A 17,350-nucleotide genomic window follows, 5' to 3' on the forward strand; every position below is an offset into this window, starting at 1 on the left:
GTCAGACCATTTGCAGGCGGGCTGCAATTATCATTATTTAATTTCATATTATTTTCTGTTAATTACAGCCAATGGGAATAACATTATCAGTAGTATCTATTTCGCCAACGATTTACTCTCTGCAGGTGTTAGCCCACCCATATCATTAATCGTTCTATATTCTACTTTACTACCAGTTGTACCTGCAGGCAGTGAATAATTTTGCTGCCCTTTAGGTGGCACCATCATTGAGACATCATTGACGTCACGACCATCAACGCTGACTTTATTAAAGGTTACGTAGTAAGCAGTTGGGTTTGTCACCACCAGATTATTACCTGACTTTGCAAAAGTGAGTTGTTTATAGGCACTTTGCGCATCGCCAGAAATGCCATCTGGCCGATAAAACATTTTAATGCGCAGCACGTAAGCAAAAGAGAGTTTATTACTGTCTTCAGCATCTTTAGCTTGTGCCGGTACTGCTTTAACGTTAAACCAATAGGCTGACTCACGGTCTGTTGGTAATTCACCCGCTGTTTTCATAATGCGCAGGGTATTTTGTCCGGCATCCTGTCGATATAGCGGTGGCGTAATCACAAACGGTGGTTTAGCTGGTAATTGACTGCTTTCGTAATTAGTGAGCCATGATTGCGCTAAAAAGGGGGAGTTTTTGGCTGTGTTTAAGACGGTTAAAGTAGCTGCTTTATCTTTCTCCTGAAAAATAAGACGTGTGCTGCCGAGACTGAATCCACCTTTACTGTTCTCTGCAAAAGCACTGTTTGCAGACAAAACTAAAAATGGAATTAATGTGGTCATTACTAATGATGCGAATTTCATGTAATCAATATCCTGAGTGGGAAATAAAGGAAGCAACCTGAATTGCTTCCTTTATTTTTTAGTTTGTCACAACGGTTACGGTTGCGGTTGACGAAATAGATCCTCCTACCGGCGCAGCAGTGCCAACACGATAAGCCCATACTTTGGCATTCACGCTACCAGTACCTGCAGCAGCGTCATAGTCTGTAGAAGGAATGGTGTCACCGGTATCAATCTTAGTATCACTTGTATCGGTAATTGCCAATTTAACACCTTCGGCATCACCGGTATTCGTTAAGTAATCACCATCTTTGGTGAAGTCAAATTTGACACCAACACCTGTTAATCCAGTTTCACAACCGGTGAATGTAAAAGCCATATTCTGATTGACAATTTTTTCGCCATCAGCTTTACCTGCCAGAGATGCAGATGTCATTGCTGGAAGCGTAATAGTACGGGTTAACTGATTCGCTGGAACTACACAGGTCGTTGGAGTAACTGCAGCTGAAAGAGAAATTGTTCCAGTAGCGGCTTTAGCAGCAGGCAGTACTGCAGTCAAAAATAGACCAGAGACAATAGATACACTAATGATTTTCATAATTTATTTCCAGATTAAATGTTATTCGTAAGACATTGAAAGATTAACTGAGGCAGTGCGAACACCTGGCTTAAATGTAACAGCACCATGATCTCCGCTTCTCACACGAATTAATTGAAGAGTGAGATCATCAATTTCAGCTTCTCCAGAAATAATTGGGGCGTCTATTACACCATCATTACTTATATAAGAAACGCCTCTGCGAACCACCATTGTAGCGCCATCCATAGTAGACCCGGAATCAGGCTCGATACGAACACCACTTGAATCCGCATTGAAGTTCACTTTTAATTTAGCAGTATTAACTCCGGCAGGACATGCAGTTACTTTAATATTAATCGGTTTCCTGTCGATCGCCGCTCCATTAAGCAGAGGCTCAACTTCACCTAATGATGCGGTTCTGAATGTAATGGAATCTGTAAGCCCACTGACAGTGCAGGTAGGCGTAGTAAGTGTGCCTGCAAAGCTAATTGTCCCAGTAGCAGCCACCACACTACCTACTCCTAAAGACAGCAAAAGCGCAGCTGCCATCGGCGCTAATTTCTTTTTCATCAAGTTCACCCTTAGTTAAGTAAGAAAAAACGTTTAATTTCCCCGACGTAAAATTTACGCAAAAGACATTATTAAATAAAAAAAACAAACCAGAAGAATAATAGCCATTGGTTTATGCTGAAATGTTATCAATCCTTATGATTTAAATATACGAGAGCACTCTCAATTTTCCTGCCACTTAATTTAGGCAAAAAAAAGCCATGCACGCCAGCATGGCTTTGAAGGCAATTTAATTAACACCTTCGCAACATAATGACAGCCCCCGCTGCCAATAAACCTTTATTTAATAATCAAATTAAAAATTAACGTTGCGCCGCCCGGAATTAAGTTTTCTACGCCGCTGTCACCAAACGCTTTCTCCGGCGGTAAAATCACCTCCAGTTCACTACCAGCATTTACCTGGCTGATTACGTCAGTCAGCGCCGGTAACAGTGAATCCAGTTTCACGCGTTGCACTTTATTCTCTTTGCCGCTGTTATCGAAAATAGTGCCATCTGCTAAACGCCCGGTAATTAAAATATCTACCGTGCTGTCCGCCGCCAGTTTCTTACCTTTGCCGGCTTTGGTAACGATATACAGCGCGTCATCGAGCTGTTTCACACCTTTGCGCTTTTTAGTTGCGGTAATCAGCGTTTGACCGGCTTTCAGCTGCTGTGCGCGAACGTCAGCATCTTGCTGCTGTTTAACCTGCAGCTTGCTATTGAGATTGCTATCCAACTCGGTGACCAGCTTCGCCACCTCTTCCTGATTTAGCGCGATACGTCGATCAAACGCATCTTTAATGCCGGCCAATACCATCGAACGATCGGGATCAAGTCCCAGATTTTGTTGGGCGCGCAGGCTTTGCACAATATTATCGGCAAACGCTACGCCATTGGCATATGCAAGTTTCTGATCGTGGCTTTCTGGCTTCTGTGTTTGCTGAGTGCGCTGCAACCGATCAAGTTGACTTTGCAGAGTGGATTGCTTTTGCTCCGCCGCCGCTAGCGTAGCTTCCAACTGAGCGATTTTTTCCTGATGCTGAGTGAGCTCATGCTGTTTATCAGTATCCGCCTGTTGATTTTGCAACAGTGTTTTCTCTTTATTCAGCGTACTGAGTTGCTCAAGCAAACCAGCAATTCTCTGTTCACTGTGGTGCAATGTCTCTGATAAAGAGCGCTTCTGCAGCGCATGACTATCAACCAAAATTTGATTGGCCGTTAACTGGGTGCGCATCTCAGCCAGACTAAGCTGTGAACGGCTGTGTTCTTCATTACTGAGCGTCAACTGGCGTTGTAGCTGATCGAGTTGCTGCTGTTGCTCCGCATAGCGGTTCTGACTCGCCTGCAAAGTTTTGAGCTGGTTTTCCAGTGCCAGCTTCTCGCTTTGATATCCAACCTCAGCTTCACTACTTAGACGTTTGTGTTCTGTCAGCGATTTTTGCAGCTGCTGCAACTGCTGACTCTGCCGCACGTTATCGGTTGTGGCTGGGCGCAGGGATTTCTTCACTGCTGGAGGTGCTTTTACCCACGGCTTGGCCGTTTCGGTCTCGTCAAACAGCGTATCTGGTATGGTGTGATCCGAGCCATATCCTGTCAGAGAAGTCGCATGCGCCAAAGAGAGCGGTGACATCATGGCGCTCAATACGCTTAAACCGATCAAAGTTCGTGAATAAACAGATTTCATAAAGCACTCTCCGCGCGCATGTTGTTGAATTGCTCATTTAACTTTTGCGCTTGCTGACGCGCCAGTGCTGCTTTGCCGGTGCGGGATGCCTCAGCGTACATGCGTAATTTCATCTTTTCTGCCATCCGGGCAATGGGTTCGTCACGGCGATTTTTACTGGCTATTTCATACCAGGCGTAGGCCAGCGCCGGTTGGACTGGAACGCCTTCACCCGCCTGATAAGCACCCGCGAGGTTAAACTGGGCCAGAGCAAAATCCTGATCGGCAGCTTTGCGATACCACGTCAGAGCCAACGCAGGATTTTTGTTCACTCCCACACCACGACTGTAAGCTGCACCCACATCATTTTGCGCGGCGGCATCGCCCTGCTGCGCAGCAAACAGTGCCCAGTTGAAAGCCTGTAACAGATCATGTTGCTGGCGAGATTCACGTGACAGTTGCTGCTGGGCGGCGATGTGTCCTCGCTCAGCTGCCGCGACCAGCCAGTGTTTGCTCTCTTGCGGGTTTGATTGTTGCAATAACATACCCAACTGATATTGCGCCTCATGCTGGCCATTATCTGAGGCTGCACGTAGTAGCGGTTCCGCCTGCGTTGTTTTCCCTGCAGATACCAACCAACGTCCGTAACGCTGCTGTGCCTCAAGTTGCCCGGCTTCTGCATGCTGTTGCGTTTCGTGCAATTGACGATCAAATTGGATAAGCAGTAGCGGATGCGGAGTTGCCGTTTGTTTTGTTATTGGGGAATAACACCCACTCAGCAAGGTCAATGCAAAGGCGGTAATCAACAGGTTAATACGGATGTTTTTCATCATCACGCCTCATCAGCCTGGACAATCATTGCCTGGAATAAATCGACGTGAATTTGCTGACAAAGTCGGGCTAACTGCGCCTGATAAATGCTATCGAGCACTGGCAGCATGTCTGCCGACAAATCTGACCGGAGTAACAGATATTGCGCGCTGCTAGAAAGTAGATTGGACATTGCCGCATTCTGTCGCTGAAAACGCTGATGGTGATAGGACTCCAGCGTCTTAAGCTCTGATTGACATTGCTGAAGTCCGCCTGATGCCGCGACCGTGTTGATTTCAGTGGCTTCAGGCACAGCAACGTGGGCAGGCGCACAGCCGGTAAGTAAAGTGAACCCGACCAGAATGAGCGTCATTCTGATTGGTGGCGTGAAATACATATTATTCGATTTCCAGTATAGTGGGGGTGGAATATCAGTTTTCCGATGATGACAGACTACTTATTTAGTATTTTCATCCTGATAATTTATTATTCTCATCAACTAACACTTTCTTTATATTATTTAAATAAGCGTGATGGGCAGCAAATAAATTGAGCCCCTGCACCACCACGCCAGAAAATGAAGCAAATTAATTTCATGGCGAAAGCACGATAAGTCCGCGCTGTTTATTTTTAAGGTGGATATGATAAACATCTAAAAAAATCGAATAAACAAGAGCACTCTCAAAAACAGGAAAAGTCTCAGACTTACAGTAAAAGTTAAGCTACTCTCTTTGCGGCTTAATTCGCCCATCAATTAATAAACTAAATAACAACGCTACCATAGCAACACAAACATTGATTCCTTTGCCTATTTCACATTAGAGGGCTTACAGATTTACCACGATATGACTAATAAAAAACCACAGCATGCGACCTTACTGTTCGCTAGAATGCAGTACACTATTTCAATCCTTAAAGCTGAACATGAGTGACAGGCGATGAGTACATTCACCCAGAAAAACATCTCTATTGCGCTGTTAGACGACCATTTTTTGGTACTGCGCGGTTTGAGTGGCGTATTAAGCGAGCATCCTCGCTTTACAATTTCCGGCACCTTTAGCAACAGTCGACAACTGCTGGATAGCCTAAAAGCATCACCGGTTGATGTGGTAATTATCGATTATGAACTTGCACCGTCAGATATCGACGGTTTGAACTTGATTAAAACACTAAATCGCCACTATCCACAGACGGCAATTTTGGTGCTGTCTGCGCATTATAATCCGGCTACCGTGGCGCTGGCGCTGCGTGGCGGAGCACGCGGATTTATTGGTAAAAACCGGCCATCTGAAGAACTACAGCGAGCGGTGCTCGCCGTGGTGGCAGACCATATCTACATCGAACCGGAGATGACTCAACTTTTGGCGGAACAACAATTTCACGGTGAAATGCTCATTAATGGCGATCTGAGCCCTGATAATGTCAAAAACGCCACCTCCTTGTCGGCATTGACGGCAAAAGAACAAGAAGTGATTCGCTGCTTTCTTACCGGGATGACAGTGACTGAAATTGCTGAAAAATTTAACCGCAGCCTGAAAACTATCAGTGGTCAGAAGCAGAGCGCAATGCGTAAATTGGGTGTAAAAGCCGATCACGAGCTGTTCATTATCAAGGATGAGCTGTTAAAGCCGCACATCTCCTGAGTTCTGCTGTCCACTGTTCCTGCATCAGTACGCTTTGCACCGCGCCAGAACGCAATTCCTGCTCAATCTCAGCAGACAGATGCGCCAAACTCTGGCGCTGATACATTAAGGCTGCGCCGTGTAAGCGATGAATGTAATGGATCATCACCTGGCGATCGTGCTGGTGGCAAGCAGCCGAAAATTGTGCAATATCATCCAAAAATGCAGCGTGTAGCGCTTCATCACTCATTCCTGCAGCTTCCCGTGACTCGGCTGCTTGCAACAATTGAACCGGGCACCAACGTGCGAGCAATTCCGCCAAAGCAGCAAGTGAGAGGGGTTTAGTGAGTAACGCATTCATTCCGTGATCCAGACATAAATGCTGATGCTCCGCACCGCTCATCGCTGAAATGGCCACAATTGGCGTTTCCGCACTCCCCTGTATACGCTCCAACTGGCGGATTCTGGCAGCAACGGTGTAACCGTCGATATCGGGTAGATGGCAGTCAAGCAAGATAACATCGTAATAATTTTCCTGCTGTAACAAAGAAAGCGCCGTCGCACCGTCGCCAGCAATTTCGCTATGGCAACCTAACACATTGAGTTGTGCTGCCAGCATTTTTTGGTTAGCGGGATGATCTTCCACCACCAATACGCTGGTCCCTTCAATAAAACGCGGTAATTCATGTTCGGTAGAAACTGTGTAGCGAGGCGGCTCGCAACGGGAAATCGGCATAATGACAGTAAAGGTCGCGCCTTGCCCGGGTTGGCTGCAGCAAGAGAGATGACCGTTTGCTAGTTTCACCAATTGGTGACTGATATAGAGCCCCAATCCGCTTCCATCATAGCGCCGCGTCTCACTATGCTCTCCTTGCGTCCAGGCTTCAAACAACGTGCTTTGCGCGGCAAGTGGGATACCGATGCCGGTATCAATCACATCAATACGTAATTGATCATCACAACAATCTTGCGGCTGCATGCTCAATTTCAGTTTAACGCTGCCATGTTCAGTAAATTTGATGGCATTAGAGAGCAAGTTATTGATCACCTGACGCAGTCGATACTCATCAGTAACGATCCACGCTGTTTGCGCAGATTCACACGCTGAGACCAACAGAGAAACCCCTTTGGCCTTCGCCACTGGGCGATGAATATCCACCAGCGTGGCAATCATTTCTGAAAGAGAGAAACAGTTTTTATCCAGCTTCATTTGCTGATGAGAAAGCTTGCTGTGGTCAAGAATATCATTAAGCAGTCCCAGGAGATTTTTCGACGAGTTATTGGCCAGCTCAAGGTACTCTTTGCGCTGTTGCGGTGCACAAGGTAGCCGCAAAAGTTCAAGAGCAGCAATCATCGCACTCATTGGAGTACGGATTTCATGACTCATCATCGCTAAGAACTGGCTCTTCCGAGCTTCACTGTTTTCTGCGCGTCGTCGATGCATCAAGGCACGGCGTAGTGCCCAGATCAATCCCAACAGTAAAGTCAGAATCAAGCTTAACTCGATGGGATAGAGTGCGATGACCACTTTTGCACTGGGGTAGCCTAGCTGGAGATCGCCAATCCAACGCTTGAAAATTTTATCCGTCTGGCTTGCCGGTATAGCGGCCAGCGTCTTGGTAAGAATAGAACCCAGTACCATCTGTTCTGACTTCACCCCGAGATACATGCCCGCAATCATTTCTGGAATTTGCGTTGCCACCACCAGTTTATGTGAGTAATTGCGATGCAGCAGTGGGCGCATAACCAAATCAGAACCTAATCCGGCTTCCACTTCACCTGCCAGTATTTGGTTAAATACGGCACGGACATCAACCTGCGGCATGACAATAATGTCGGGATGATATTCACGCAGCCAGCTTTCGTGCCAGGTATTCGCACGCACAGCGACACGTTTACCGTAAAGCTGCTCCAGTGAACCCACGTGGCTGGCTTCATGGGTAGTAATAACTAAAGTATTTGAGGTTAACCAACGTGGCGATAACCGCCATTCGAAACCCTCTGCTACAGGTATTAATGCCGATGCCAGCGCGACGTTCATCTCAGCCTGACCTGGCGCCTGTGTCATAACAAATCGCAAGCCGGACTCTTTTTCCAGTTGGTCGAGATAACTGCGACTCAGCCCAATATGCTTATCATGATCAATAAAGTCGAGTGGCCAGCTGGGCGAGAAATGGTAATTAACCACCGGATTCTTTGCTATCCAGTCGCGTTCCTGTTCACTGAACTGTGGGGTAGCCTGAACGCAAAAAGCAAAGAGCATCAGGGTTATGAGAAGCAGGGTATGCATGTAATGCCTTTATCACGACTACGTTCAATTCAGGGTGCCGCTCTGCTGTAAGTATCAGGTACAGCGCAACAATAGCGTTTAATTGAACATAAAATCGACGGCATCTGGCTACGGGAGCACTCTCAAATCGACATCGCCAGCAAGCGCAGCGGTTCCTTTACGTGGCTGGGATAACTGGTTAAGTTGTTGAATCCAAAACTGCTGCTGCCACTGTTCAGGGGGAAGTTCGGCACGCAAATTACTTTCAAGCTCGCCAGCAAAAGCAGCCAGCTCCAGCAACTCGTACATTAATGCGACGCCATTAATACGATGGATATGGTGTAACATCTCGCGCCGCATTTGATGCGTTATTGCGACGTCAAAGGCCGCAATATCCTCTTGCAAAGCAAGCCAGACATCCGAAGTTAATGCAGGTGTAGAGGATGACGCGGGCGCAATCTTCTCTAGTCCTCCCCAACGCTCAATAATCTCCGCTAGATCGCTCAGACGAATCGGTTTGGTTAGCACGTCGTTCATACTGCTTTGCAGGCAGCGCTCACGATGCTGCGGTGAATGCTGGGCAGAAATGGCAATGATAGGGATGGCATCACGCTGCTGCCGGTTCTCTTCCTCACGAATGTGCATAGCGACCTCGTAACCGTCCATGCCGGGTAATCCACAGTCGAGCAAAATCAAATCGTAATAATTTTCGTCCTGAATGCGTTGCAATGCCGTTTCGCCATCTTCAGCTAATTCATACTGGCAGCCCAGGATGTCCAGCTGCTCGGCCAGCAATTGACGATTCGCCGGATGATCTTCAACGACTAGCAGTGAAAAATGCGATGCCACGGCAGGTAAGGACTGAGACAACGCACCTTCGACTCCAACATTTGGCGAACATGTTTTCGCGGGTAGCGTTACCGTAATAGTCGTTCCCTTGTCTGGCTGGCTTTGCAGATGAATTTCGCCATGCATCAACGTCACCAGCGAACGACAAATAAAAAGTCCTAAACCACTGCCACCCGCCTGATGCTTGCCCTGCTCCCACGCATTGAATAAGCGGTGCTGCAGCTCTGGGCGGATGCCAACACCACTATCCGCCACGGTAATTTGTAAATCATCAGCCTGGCGCTCTACATGTAACTCGATCGCCCCGTGGTGGGTAAACTTGATCGCGTTGGATAACAGATTATTGATGATTTGACGCAAACGGTTTGCATCAATCATCATCCAGCGATTCTCTTCTGTCAGCGAATCGCTCAGTAACAACGCCAGCTCTTTCTTTCTGACTGCGGGACGATGGCTGTCTGAGATTGCTTCTAGCAGGCTGCTAATGTTGGTCGGCACCGGTTGTAATGCCAGTTGACGCTGAGCGATCTTTTCATGCTCAAGCACATCATTAAGCAATTCGAGTAAATTTTGCGATGATGAGTAGGCCAGCTCAACATACTCCTGCCGCTGGGTGCTTTTTCCGGCAAAACGCAATAACTCCAATGCCGCGATGATGGCGTTCATTGGCGTGCGAATTTCATGACTCATCATCGCCAGAAAATCACTCTTATCCTGCTCACTGCGCTGTGCTCGCCGTTTGGCTCGCCATGCACTGCGTAAGGAGAACAACAGCAGTAGCAATAAAATACCAATAACAATCAATGGATAACGATAATGCCAAAGAAAGAGTGACAGCCTTGGCGTACCAATATCAAACATCGTCACCCACTGGATAAACATCGACTGGGCATCTCTGGCAGTGGCGTTTTCCATGGTTTTATCCAGGATGCTGCGTAACTCAGGATAAGCGGGATCCACCGCCATATTAATGCCGCTTGCCATCTCTGCAATCTGCGCGACAATGGCGAGGTGATTGGAGTAACGTCCTTGCAAAATAGGCAAAATCATTGGACCACCGACTATAGCGGCAACATTTTTGCCCTCTTCGACCGTCTGTAATGCGGTGAGCGCGTCAGGTTCTACATCAAGCAAGATCTCGGGATGATGCCGGCGAAGCCACGGAAGATAATCAGCACTGGCCACCACCACCACTCGCTTACCTTTGAGTTGCTGCAGAGTGCGTACCTGGGTTGCATCATCTTTACTGACAATAATTGGCATGATGTTCAGCCAGGGAAAGGTGAGTAACCAACGGTTTCTTTCTTCTTCTGATAACAGGGTGCCGTTGATTGAACTGATCATCATCGGGGGTTCGAGCAGCGCTTGCTCCGGCGAAACATAGACAAACTGCAATCCAGTACGTTTTGCCACATCATCTAGCACTTCGCGGCTCAAGCCGATGTGTTTGCCGTTTTTAATGAACTCTTGAGGCCATTGCGAGGCAACCGTATAGCTCACCTGGCGGTGATTTTTGATCCAATTTTGCTCTTGAACGGTGAGGGGGGTTTCTGCAATCGCATGAAAATGAATCAAGCCGGTAATAAGAATGAGCAGTTTCATCCACGTCTGAATCATTTACCCACCTTAGCTCCTGGTCTCATGCAGATAGCCAGCATATGTGAAATCTTATCGGCTAAATAGTAGCGGCCAATCAATCCAGCGGAAAATAAAATAAAAAAAAGCCCCGCAACACAGGTTGCAGGGCTATTGCGTGGCTATCGCAAAACTTATTCAGCCGGTTTGGTGCGAATCAGATAATCAAAGGCGCTGAGTGAGGCTTTCGCGCCTTCACCGCTGGCGATGATGATCTGCTTGTACGGCACCGTGGTGCAATCGCCTGCGGCGAATACGCCTTTCAGGCTGGTTTCGCACTTGGCATCAATGATGATTTCGCCCATCTTGTTGCGCTCTACCGCACCTTCAAGGAAGGTGGTGTTCGGCAGCAAACCAATCTGCACGAAGATGCCGCTCAACGCGATTTCGTGGCTGGTCTGGTTGTTACGGTCGATGTACGTCAGGCTGGTGACTTTGCTGCCATCGCCTTTCACTTCAGTGGTCTGTGCGTTCAGAATCACATCGACGTTTTTCAGGCTGCGCAGTTTGTCCTGCAGCACTTTATCGGCGCGCATTTCGCTGGCAAATTCCAGCAGCGTTACGTGCTCAACAATGCCGGCCAAATCAATAGCCGCTTCCACGCCTGAGTTACCGCCGCCGATCACTGCGGTGCGTTTGCCTTTAAACAGCGGGCCGTCGCAGTGCGGGCAATAGGTTACGCCCTTGGTGCGATACTGCTCTTCGCCCGGAACGCCCATATTGCGCCAGCGTGCGCCGGTAGCAATGATGATGCTGCGGGATTTCAGTACCGCGCCAGATGCGGTTTCAATCGCGTGCAGACCGCCCTCTTTCGCCGCCGGAATCAGCTTGATGGCGCTCTGGGTGTCAATCACATCGACGTCGTAATCATCCACGTGAGCACGCAGAGAACCGGCCAGCTTCGCGCCTTCGGTTTTCGGTACGGAGATGTAGTTTTCGATGTCTACGGTGTCCAGCACCTGACCACCGAAACGCTCGCCCATCAGGCCAGTACGAATACCTTTACGTGCAGAGTAGATGGCCGCAGCCGCGCCCGCCGGGCCGCTGCCGACGATCAGCACTTCGTAGGCATCACGCTTGTTCAGCTCTTCTGCCGCACGCTTCTCTGCGTTGGTGTCCACTTTACCGACGATTTCCGCCAGGCTCAGACGACCCTGACCGAACTCTTTACCGTTGAGGAACACCGCCGGCACGCCCATCACGTTGCGTTCGGTGATTTCGTTCTGGAACATACCGCCGTCAATTGCGGTATGGCTGATGCGCGGGTTCAGTACCGCCATCAGGTTCAGCGCCTGTACCACGTCAGGACAGTTGTGGCACGACAGTGAATAATAAGTTTCGAAGTGGAAGTCGCCTTCCAAAGCCACAACCTGATCCAGCAGGCTCTGCGCTTCTTTCGAAGGGTGTCCACCGGTTTGCAACAAAGCTAAAACCAGTGACGTAAATTCGTGGCCCATTGGCGAACCGGCAAAGCGCGGACCGCTGTGGCTGCCTGGGTTAGTGATCAGGAAAGAGGGTTTACGAACCGGACGATCGTTCTCTTCACGGAAGCTGACTTTGTCTGACAAGCCCGCGATATCGGCCAACAGAGAACGGATCTCTGCGGATTTGGCGCCATCATCCAATGTGGCAATCAACTCAACCGGTTTCGTTAATTTCTCAAGGTAAGCCTTGAGTTGGGTTTTTAAATTGGTGTCGAGCATAGTGAGTTCCTGTCATGAAAATCGGGTGCCGTAGCACCCGATAGAGAAAGATCGAATGGCAGCTAGCTTAGATTTTGCCAACCAGGTCCAGTGATGGAGCCAGAGTTGCTTCGCCTTCTTTCCATTTTGCCGGGCAAACTTCGCCTGGGTGAGAAGCAACGTACTGTGCTGCTTTCACTTTACGGATCAGGTCAGATGCGTCACGGCCAATGCCTTCTGCAGTGATTTCGATCGCCTGGATGATGCCTTCCGGGTCAACGATGAAGGTACCGCGATCTGCCAGACCTTCGTCTTCGCGCATGATTTCGAAGTTACGGGTCAGCGCGCCAGTTGGGTCACCGATCATCGTGTATTTGATTTTCGCGATGGTGTCTGAAGAACCGTGCCAGGCTTTGTGGGTAAAGTGCGTGTCAGTAGAAACAGAGTAGATATCTACACCCAGTTTCTGGAACTCTTCGTGATGGTCTGCAACGTCACCCAGTTCGGTTGGGCATACGAAGGTGAAGTCAGCCGGGTAGAAGAAGAAAACACTCCATTTACCTTCAACGTCTTTCTCGGTGACTTCGATGAATTCGCCGTTTTTGAACGCTGCGTTTTTAAATGGTTTGATCTTGGTATTAATGATGGACATGGTGACCTCCGTTAAAAGATGTGATGCAGGCTACAGAATTTTCGGGCCAACTTCTAATATGCAGACGTTATCAATTAGATAACCAAAAGCTATCAAAGCGCCGACGCCAGCTTTCATGCGGCTCGCGCGGGCATTCTACACAAAAATGGCGCGGTTCTGACAGGCTTTATCTTTTTGCGATGAAACTGCTACTTTTACGTTGGGTAATAGACATTAGGCGGTCGCCATGAATGGCGACCCTACGATTTAGCGGGTATGGGTTTCGTAGGGTGCGCATTTATGCGCACCTGGCAACGTCACAGATCACCCCCAAATGGAGCTTTTGCGTGCAAATCCGTTTTTTTGACGAAGCCGATCGGCCTTTTCTGCGCACGCTGTATCTTGCCGCGCGACGCCACAACTGGACGTGGCTGGATGGCGAAGATTGGCAGTTAGAAGATTTCGATGCAGTGATTTTGGGCGAAACCGTGCTGGTCGCCGAACTGGATGGACATCGCGTGGGGTTTGCGGCGGTGCTGGATAATGACAACTTCCTGCATAGTCTGTACGTCGATCCAAACGCACAGGGACAAGGCGTGGGCAGCGCGCTGTTAGAAAAAGTGCAGTCGCGATTTAGCTCGACTGGCGCATTGAAATGTTTGCAACAGAATCAGGCGGCGCTGGATTTTTATCTCAAACACGGCTGGCGGCGTGAAGCGATTGGCGAGAGCGAGCAGGGAAAATATGTGCTGATGCATTTTCCGCTGGCAAGACGCGCCAGCGGAAATGGACGACGTTAAACGGCGCGGAAGGCGATATCGCCAGGGATAATTTCTCCCTGCCAATAGAGTTGTGCCGCTACACGCCCTGCCAGCTGGCGATAGAGCGCGGTGAAATCACTCTCCGGACGGCGCACCACGGTAGGTTCGCCATCATCCAGATCTTCACGCAACGTAATGTGCAGCGGCAGTTGTGCCAGCAAACGCGTGTTGTAATCCTCCACCAGCTTTTGCGCACCGCCGGTGCCGAAAATCGGCTCGTGATGTCCGCATTGGCTGCAGATGTGCATGCTCATGTTCTCGACCACGCCCAGAACCGGCACGCTGACTTTCTCGAACATCACCATGCCTTTACGTGCATCAATCAAGGCAATGTCTTGGGGCGTGGTGACCACTAACGCGCCGGTCACCGGCACGTTTTGCGCCAGCGTCAGCTGAATATCGCCGGTGCCTGGCGGCATATCGAGGATCAGATAATCCAGATCCGGCCACATGGTTTCGTTGAGCAGTTGCATCAGGGCTTTGCTGGCCATCGGCCCGCGCCACACCATCGCATTGTCGTCAGTGACCAGATAACCAATTGAATTGGTTGCCAGGCCATGCGCCATGATCGGCGCCATATGCGTGCCATCCGGCGAGGTTGGACGCTGGTTTTCGGTGCCGAGCATGTTAGGAATCGACGGACCATAAATATCCGCATCGAGAATCCCCACGCGCGCGCCTTCGGCAATCAGCGCCAGCGCCATATTCACGGCGGTGCTGGATTTACCCACGCCACCTTTGCCTGAACTGACGGCGATGATGTTCTTCACACCGGTCGCGCCCGGATGATTTTTCACCCGCTTCAGCGTGGCGATGTCATGACGAAGTCGCCAGTCAATGGCGCTGGCATCGGTCAGGCGCAGCAGCTCGGCGCTGGTTTGCGCTTTCAGCTCTTCAAAGGCGCTGGCCCACGCGAACGGCATCACCAGTTCGATATGCAGCTTGTCATCCAGCAGCGCGACGTGGCGCAGCGCTTTCAGCGTGGTCAGGTTGTGTTGCAGCGTCGGATGTTCAAAGTCACTTAGCACGCCGATAACCAATGCTCGCAGCGCTTCAGGTGAATGATGTTGCTGGGATTGTGAAGTCATCCCCTCTCCTTGTTTATTCTTCACGCCAGATTGCGGCGGTGTCTGTTCAATAGTATCAGATAGGCGCTAAAAGTGACGGGGAAGTGCAGCTGTGTTTACGGCAGAGGGTGCTTCGGTTACCATCTAGGACGTTTTTTTCATCAATGGAACGCTACGCAATCATGACTCAAGCCACAAAAAAAATTCTGGTAACGTGCGCGCTGCCGTACGCAAACGGTTCAATCCATCTCGGTCACATGCTTGAACACATTCAGGCTGACATTTGGGTCCGTTACCAGCGAATGCGTGGCAACCAGGTTCACTTCATCTGTGCAGACGACGCCCACGGCACGCCAATTATGCTGAAAGCGCAGCAGCTGGGCATCGCGCCGGAGCAGATGATCGCGGAGATGAAGCAGGAGCACGAAACCGATTTCGCTGGCTTCAACATCAGCTATGACAACTATCACTCGACGCACGGCGACGAAAACCGTCAGCTGTCCGAACTGATTTATGGTCGTCTGAAAGAGAACGGTTTCATTAAGAACCGCACCATCTCTCAGCTGTACGATCCTGAGAAAGGCATGTTCCTGCCAGACCGTTTCGTGAAAGGCACCTGCCCGAAATGTAAGTCACCGGATCAGTATGGCGATAACTGCGAAGTGTGCAGCGCGACCTACAGCCCAACCGAGCTGATCGACCCGAAATCTGTGGTTTCAGGCGCGACGCCGGTGCTGCGCGATTCAGAGCACTTCTTCTTTGATCTGCCCTCTTTCAGCGCAATGTTACAGGCGTGGACGCGCTCAGGTGCGCTGCAAGAGCAGGTGGCGAACAAGATGCAGGAGTGGTTCGAGTCTGGCTTGCAGCAGTGGGATATCTCTCGCGATGCACCTTACTTCGGCTTCGAAATTCCTGGCGCGCCAGGCAAATACTTCTACGTCTGGCTGGATGCGCCAATCGGTTACATGGGTTCATTCAAAAACCTGTGCGACAAGCGCGGCGATCTCGATTTCGACGAGTTCTGGAAGAAAGATTCCACGACCGAGCTGTATCACTTTATCGGTAAAGACATCGTCTATTTCCACAGCCTGTTCTGGCCGGCGATGCTGGAAGGCAGCAACTTCCGCAAGCCAACCAACCTGTTCGTACACGGTTATGTGACGGTGAACGGCGCGAAGATGTCCAAATCGCGCGGTACCTTTATTAAAGCCAGCACCTGGTTGCAGCATCTGGATGCCGACAGCCTGCGTTACTACTACGCGGCCAAGCTCTCTTCGCGCATTGACGACATTGACCTGAATTTGGAAGATTTCGTGCAGCGCGTGAATGCAGACGTGGTGAACAAAGTGGTGAACCTGGCGTCACGTAATGCGGGCTTCCTGACCAAACGCTTTGGCGGCAAGCTGGCGAGCGAACTGGCCGATCCGGCGTTGTATCAGACCTTTGTTGATGCCTCTGAGAAGATTGGCGAAGCCTGGGCTAGCCGCGAATATAACCGCGCGATCCGTGAAATCATGGCGCTGGCCGATCTGGCTAACCGCTATGTCGATGAGCAGGCACCTTGGGTGGTGGCGAAGCAAGAAGGCCGCGATGCCGACCTGCAAGCGATCTGCTCAATGGGTATCAACCTGTTCCGCGTATTGATGACCTGGCTGAAGCCGGTGCTGCCATCGCTGACCGAACGCACCGAAGCCTTCCTGCAGAGCGAGCTGAGCTGGGATGCGATTGCCCAACCGCTGCTGGATCATGAAGTGGCACCGTTCAAAGCGCTGTATGGCCGTATCGAAATGACCAAAGTCGACGCGCTGGTTGAAGCCTCGAAAGAGGATGCGGCGGCGGCGAACAAACCTGCGGCAACCGGCCCGCTGGCCGATGCGCCGATTGGCGACACCATCACCATCGACGATTTCGCCAAGGTCGATATGCGCGTGGCGCTGATCGAGAAAGCTGAGCTGGTTGAAGGTTCTGACAAACTGCTGCGTCTGGAGCTGGATTTGGGTGGCGAGAAGCGTCAGATTTTCTCTGGCATTCGCGCGGCGTATCCGGATCCTTCCGTGCTGGTCGGCAAGATGACCATCATCGTGGCTAACCTCGCGCCGCGCAAAATGCGCTTCGGTATTTCAGAAGGCATGGTGCTGTCAGCGGGCCCGGGCGGCAAAGACCTGTTTGTGCTGTCCGTCGATAGCGGCGCAGTGCCGGGTATGCCGGTTAAGTAAGCTAACAAGCCGCCTCAGGGCGGCTTTTTTGTACCTGTTGATCCTACAAAGGATTGGCGCGTTTTTCGTAGGGTCGCCATTTATGGCGACCAGGTCAGACTGTATTGTGATCGCTAGCACGCTAATCGCTTAATGCGTATGATAAAGCGCTACGAAAAC

14 protein-coding genes are annotated in these 17,350 nt (G+C 50.0%); 3 read left to right on the forward strand and 11 right to left on the reverse strand.

Translation table 11 applies throughout. The annotated features are described in order from the left end of the window. Window positions 1-96: 96 nt before the first annotated feature. The 6 genes from NR302_RS12515 to NR302_RS12540 form a co-directional block, all read right to left on the reverse strand. Window positions 97-816 carry a molecular chaperone gene (locus NR302_RS12515; RefSeq protein ID WP_258143623.1) on the reverse strand — a complete coding sequence of 240 codons (720 nt, stop codon included), beginning with the start codon at window positions 814-816 and terminating at the stop codon, window positions 97-99. A 58-nt stretch (window positions 817-874) separates the two neighbouring features. After that, on the reverse strand, window positions 875-1,393 hold the full coding sequence (locus NR302_RS12520) for a fimbrial protein (protein ID WP_258143624.1): 519 nt from the start codon (window positions 1,391-1,393) through the stop codon (window positions 875-877). A 21-nt stretch (window positions 1,394-1,414) separates the two neighbouring features. Then, the gene (locus tag NR302_RS12525; RefSeq protein WP_258143625.1) at window positions 1,415-1,945 is read right to left on the reverse strand and encodes a fimbrial protein; all 531 of its coding nucleotides are present in this window, start codon (window positions 1,943-1,945) and stop codon (window positions 1,415-1,417) included. A gap of 279 nt (window positions 1,946-2,224) precedes the next feature. Next, window positions 2,225-3,610 carry an FKBP-type peptidyl-prolyl cis-trans isomerase gene (locus tag NR302_RS12530; RefSeq protein WP_258143626.1) on the reverse strand — a complete coding sequence of 462 codons (1,386 nt, stop codon included), beginning with the start codon at window positions 3,608-3,610 and terminating at the stop codon, window positions 2,225-2,227. Next, window positions 3,607-4,422: a tetratricopeptide repeat protein gene (locus NR302_RS12535; protein ID WP_258143627.1), complete on the reverse strand. Its 816-nt coding sequence runs from the start codon at window positions 4,420-4,422 to the stop codon at window positions 3,607-3,609. The genes NR302_RS12530 and NR302_RS12535 overlap by 4 nt, the downstream gene beginning before the upstream one ends. After that, window positions 4,422-4,796, reverse strand: a complete 375-nt coding sequence (locus NR302_RS12540; protein WP_258143628.1) for a hypothetical protein — start codon at window positions 4,794-4,796, stop codon at window positions 4,422-4,424. Before NR302_RS12540 ends, NR302_RS12535 begins: the two co-directional genes overlap by 1 nt. A 541-nt stretch (window positions 4,797-5,337) precedes the next feature. On the opposite strand from NR302_RS12540, the gene NR302_RS12545 reads away from it, so the two are divergent. Next, on the forward strand, window positions 5,338-6,042 hold the full coding sequence (locus NR302_RS12545; protein ID WP_258143629.1) for a response regulator transcription factor: 705 nt from the start codon (window positions 5,338-5,340) through the stop codon (window positions 6,040-6,042). On the opposite strand, the gene NR302_RS12550 is transcribed toward NR302_RS12545, so the two are convergent. The 4 genes from NR302_RS12550 to ahpC all read right to left on the reverse strand — a co-directional run bounded on the left by NR302_RS12550 (window position 6,008) and on the right by ahpC (window position 13,108). Continuing rightward, window positions 6,008-8,311, reverse strand: coding sequence for an ATP-binding protein (locus NR302_RS12550; protein ID WP_258143630.1), 2,304 nt, complete (start codon window positions 8,309-8,311; stop codon window positions 6,008-6,010). The genes NR302_RS12545 and NR302_RS12550 overlap by 35 nt on opposite strands. A 108-nt stretch (window positions 8,312-8,419) precedes the next feature. Continuing rightward, window positions 8,420-10,756 carry an ATP-binding protein gene (locus NR302_RS12555; protein WP_258143631.1) on the reverse strand — a complete coding sequence of 779 codons (2,337 nt, stop codon included), beginning with the start codon at window positions 10,754-10,756 and terminating at the stop codon, window positions 8,420-8,422. A gap of 152 nt (window positions 10,757-10,908) precedes the next feature. Continuing rightward, window positions 10,909-12,477, reverse strand: a complete 1,569-nt coding sequence (gene ahpF / locus NR302_RS12560) for an alkyl hydroperoxide reductase subunit F (RefSeq protein ID WP_008104932.1) — start codon at window positions 12,475-12,477, stop codon at window positions 10,909-10,911. 67 nt (window positions 12,478-12,544) lie between these two features. Beyond that, on the reverse strand, window positions 12,545-13,108 hold the full coding sequence (gene ahpC / locus NR302_RS12565; RefSeq protein ID WP_258143632.1) for an alkyl hydroperoxide reductase subunit C: 564 nt from the start codon (window positions 13,106-13,108) through the stop codon (window positions 12,545-12,547). Window positions 13,109-13,434: 326 nt separating this feature from the next. Here ahpC and NR302_RS12570 point away from each other — a divergent pair, with 326 nt between their 5' ends. Then, window positions 13,435-13,887: a GNAT family N-acetyltransferase gene (locus NR302_RS12570; RefSeq protein ID WP_258143633.1), complete on the forward strand. Its 453-nt coding sequence runs from the start codon at window positions 13,435-13,437 to the stop codon at window positions 13,885-13,887. On the opposite strand, the gene apbC is transcribed toward NR302_RS12570, so the two are convergent. Further along, window positions 13,884-14,996 carry an iron-sulfur cluster carrier protein ApbC gene (gene apbC, locus NR302_RS12575; RefSeq protein ID WP_179450103.1) on the reverse strand — a complete coding sequence of 371 codons (1,113 nt, stop codon included), beginning with the start codon at window positions 14,994-14,996 and terminating at the stop codon, window positions 13,884-13,886. The two genes, NR302_RS12570 and apbC, sit on opposite strands and share 4 nt — an antisense overlap. Before the next feature lie 161 nt (window positions 14,997-15,157). Here apbC and metG point away from each other — a divergent pair, with 161 nt between their 5' ends. Further along, window positions 15,158-17,191 carry a methionine--tRNA ligase gene (gene metG, locus NR302_RS12580; protein ID WP_258143634.1) on the forward strand — a complete coding sequence of 678 codons (2,034 nt, stop codon included), beginning with the start codon at window positions 15,158-15,160 and terminating at the stop codon, window positions 17,189-17,191. Window positions 17,192-17,350 lie beyond the last annotated feature (159 nt).

It is taken from the genome of Pantoea sp. SOD02 (genome assembly GCF_024707505.1).
Classification (GTDB): domain Bacteria; phylum Pseudomonadota; class Gammaproteobacteria; order Enterobacterales; family Enterobacteriaceae; genus Pantoea; species Pantoea symbiotica.